The organism is Sphingopyxis granuli NBRC 100800 (assembly GCF_001591045.1).
GTDB classification, from domain to species: Bacteria; Pseudomonadota; Alphaproteobacteria; order Sphingomonadales; family Sphingomonadaceae; genus Sphingopyxis; species Sphingopyxis granuli.
Genome location: NZ_BCUA01000158.1, coordinates 1 through 3,074, shown reverse-complemented (window position 1 = coordinate 3,074; position 3,074 = coordinate 1). Strand labels below are relative to the sequence as shown.

The window sequence follows — 3,074 nt, the reverse complement described above, 5'->3', positions numbered from 1 at the left end:
GCGGGAGGGGCAGCGAGGCTTGCGAACTTGTTCGCTAGCCGCAGCGGGGTGGGCTTTCGCCACGCCGAGGCCCACCCCCGGCCCCTCCCGCAAGCGGGAGGGGAGATTATGGACGTATCACTCCCGGATTTGGTTCGAGACGCCTTTCGGTTGACGGCGAACCCCGGCGCGGGGCATGGGCGCGGGGATGACCGACGCCCCCACCCCCGCGCCCGGCGCGCCGCTCCGGCTGTTCAACAGCCTGACGCGCCAACTGGAAGATTTCCGGCCCGTCCATCCGGGCGAGGCGCGCGTCTATTCGTGCGGGCCGACCGTCTACAATTACCAGCACATCGGCAACATGCGCGCCTATGTCTTCGCCGACACGCTGGGGCGGACGCTCGTATTCAAGGGCTATGCGCTGCGCCACATCATCAACATCACCGACGTCGGCCACCTGACCTCCGACGCCGACGCCGGCGACGACAAGATGGAAAAGGCGGCGGCGTCACAGGGCAAGTCGGCGTGGGACATCGCCGCCTTCTACACCGCCGAGTTCAAGCGCGACCTCGCGCGGCTGGGCGTGCGCGATCCCGCGAAATGGACGGTCGCCACCGACTATGTCCCGCGCATGATCGCGTTCGCGCAGCGCATCGCCGACGCCCATTGCTACCAGCTCGACAGCGGCCTCTATTTCGACGTGTCGACCGTCGCCGATTACGGCCGGCTGGCGCGCGCGGTGACCGACGAGGGAGAAGGCCGCATCGACGAGGTCGAGGGCAAGCGCCACGCCGCCGATTTCGCGATCTGGCGCCGCACGCCGCCCGGCGAGACGCGCCAGATGGAGTGGGATTCGCCGTGGGGACGCGGCGCGCCCGGATGGCATCTCGAATGCTCGGTGATGGGCGAGGCCGAACTGGGCCTGCCGTTCGACATCCACACCGGCGGCATCGACCACCGCGAAATCCACCATCCGAACGAGATCGCCCAGAATCAGGCGTGGCGCGGCTGCGGCGGGCTCGACTGCGCGGAGCATTCGGGCGCCCGCATGTGGATGCACAATAATTTCCTGATCGCCAGAAACGACCAGGGGCGCGGCGGCAAGATGTCGAAATCGGCGGGCGAATTCCTGCGCCTCCAGACGCTCGTCGACCGCGGTTATCACCCCCTCGCCTATCGCCTGATGTGCCTCCAGGCGCATTATCGCAGCGAACTGGAATTTTCGTGGGAAGGCCTCGGTGCGGCGCTGACCCGACTCAAGCGGCTGGTGATGGCGGCGGCGGCCGTCCGCGAAGCGGAGGCTGTACCGGTGACCGACCGGCGGCTGGCCGACCTGCTCGCAAGGTTCGACGCGGCGGTCTCCGACGACCTCAACACCCCGATTGCGCTGACCCTGATCGAGGAAGCGGCGGCGATGAAGAAAGTCGACGCGGGGCAGAAGCGCACGCTGCTGGAACGGATGGACGGCGTCCTCGGGCTCGACCTGCTGACGCTCTCGCGCGAGGCGCTGCGCGTCCGTCCCAAGGGTGCGACCATCGACGAAACCGCCATCGAAGCGACGCTGGCGCGCCGCAAGGAAGCGCGGGCCGCCAGGGATTTCGCCGCGTCCGACGCGCTACGTGACGAGCTGGGCGCCGCCGGGGTCGAGGTGATGGACGGCGACCCGCTCGGCTGGGACTGGCGGCTCGAAAGCTGAACGACATCGCGTTCCGTTCGTGTCGAGCGAAGTCGAGACACCCGACAGGCGCGCGTGACCGATGGGCATCTCGACTTCGCTCGATGCGAACGGAAAAGGGAGAGCAATTTCCGTGGCCAAGACCGTCATCGTCCTGTCGGACCTGATCCGCCCGCTCGTCGAAAGCCGCCTGCCCGACTGGGTCGAGCCGCGCTTCTTCCGGACCAAGGAAGAGGCGATGGCGATGGCGCCCGAGGCCGACATCGGCTGGTTCGACATGCACGACAAGCGCGACATGGCGACCGCGATCACCGCGGCGGCGAAGATGCGGTGGCTGAACTCCATCTATGCCGGGGTCGACCGCATGCCGCTCGACCTGCTGCGCACGCGCGGCGTCTTCGTCACCAACGGCGCCGGGATCAACGCGATCACCATCGCCGAATATGTGGTGATGGGAATGCTGACCGTCGCCAAGGGCTACCGCGAGGTCGTGCGCGCGCAGGAACGCCGCGAATGGCTGATCGATTCGCCGGGCAAGATCGAACTGGCGGGATCGAGGGCGCTGCTGCTCGGCTATGGCGCGATCGGCAGACTGATCGAGGAGCGGCTGAAGGCCTTTGCGGTCGATGTGACGGTGGTGCGCCGCTCGCCCGGACCGGGCACCCTGACCCCCGACCAGTGGCGCGGCCGCCTCGGCGATTACGACTGGGTGATCCTCGCGGTGCCCGCGACGGCGGAAACCGACGGCATGATCGGCGCCGCCGAACTGGCGGCGATGAAGCCCGACGCGACGCTGATCAACATCGCGCGCGGCAGCGTCGTCGATCAGGAGGCGCTGGTCGCGGCACTGACCGAAAAGCGCATCGGCGCCGCCTTCCTCGACGTCACCACCCCCGAACCGCTGCCCGCCGACCACCCGCTGTGGGCGCTCGACAACGCGCATGTCACGATGCACCTGTCGGGCCGCGCGCAGGACAAGATGTTCGCGCGCGCCGCCGAACGCTTCCTCGACAATCTGGATCGCTGGCACAGGGGCGAACCGGTCGCGCCGCAGGTCGACCTGACGCTGGGCTATTAGACTCCGATGACTTTGGATTGCCGCGCGGCTTCGCCGCTCGCAATGACGAATCTTTCTAATGTCATCATAGTCTAAGGCCTGTGGGATTCGGGGTTCGGCGCGCTGCCCCGTCCTTCGTCATGCTGAACTCGTTTCAGCATCCATGGCCGGACCTTCCCTTTTCCGCAGCCTTTCATTCAGGGACAGACCATGGGCCCTGAAACGCGTTGGTATAGATATCCATCAGGCAAGTAAGGAGCTGTTCCCCGGCGAAAGCCGGGGTCCAATGCGGGACAGCGCCGGCCATCTGGACCCCGACTCTCGCCGGGGAACGATTCCTTGTCGAAAAGGGATGGAGCATCG

The 3,074-nt window shown here is 67.1% G+C and carries 2 protein-coding genes; both read left to right on the top strand.

What is annotated here, in order from left to right:
* The first annotated feature begins 187 nt into the window (after nucleotides 1-187).
* Nucleotides 188-1,675: a cysteine--tRNA ligase gene (cysS, locus tag SGR02S_RS19085; protein ID WP_067113787.1), complete on the top strand. Its 1,488-nt coding sequence runs from the start codon at nucleotides 188-190 to the stop codon at nucleotides 1,673-1,675.
* 112 nt (nucleotides 1,676-1,787) lie between these two features.
* Nucleotides 1,788-2,732, top strand: coding sequence for a D-2-hydroxyacid dehydrogenase (locus SGR02S_RS19080; RefSeq protein WP_067113785.1), 945 nt, complete (start codon nucleotides 1,788-1,790; stop codon nucleotides 2,730-2,732).
* The last annotated feature ends 342 nt before the right edge of the window (nucleotides 2,733-3,074 follow it).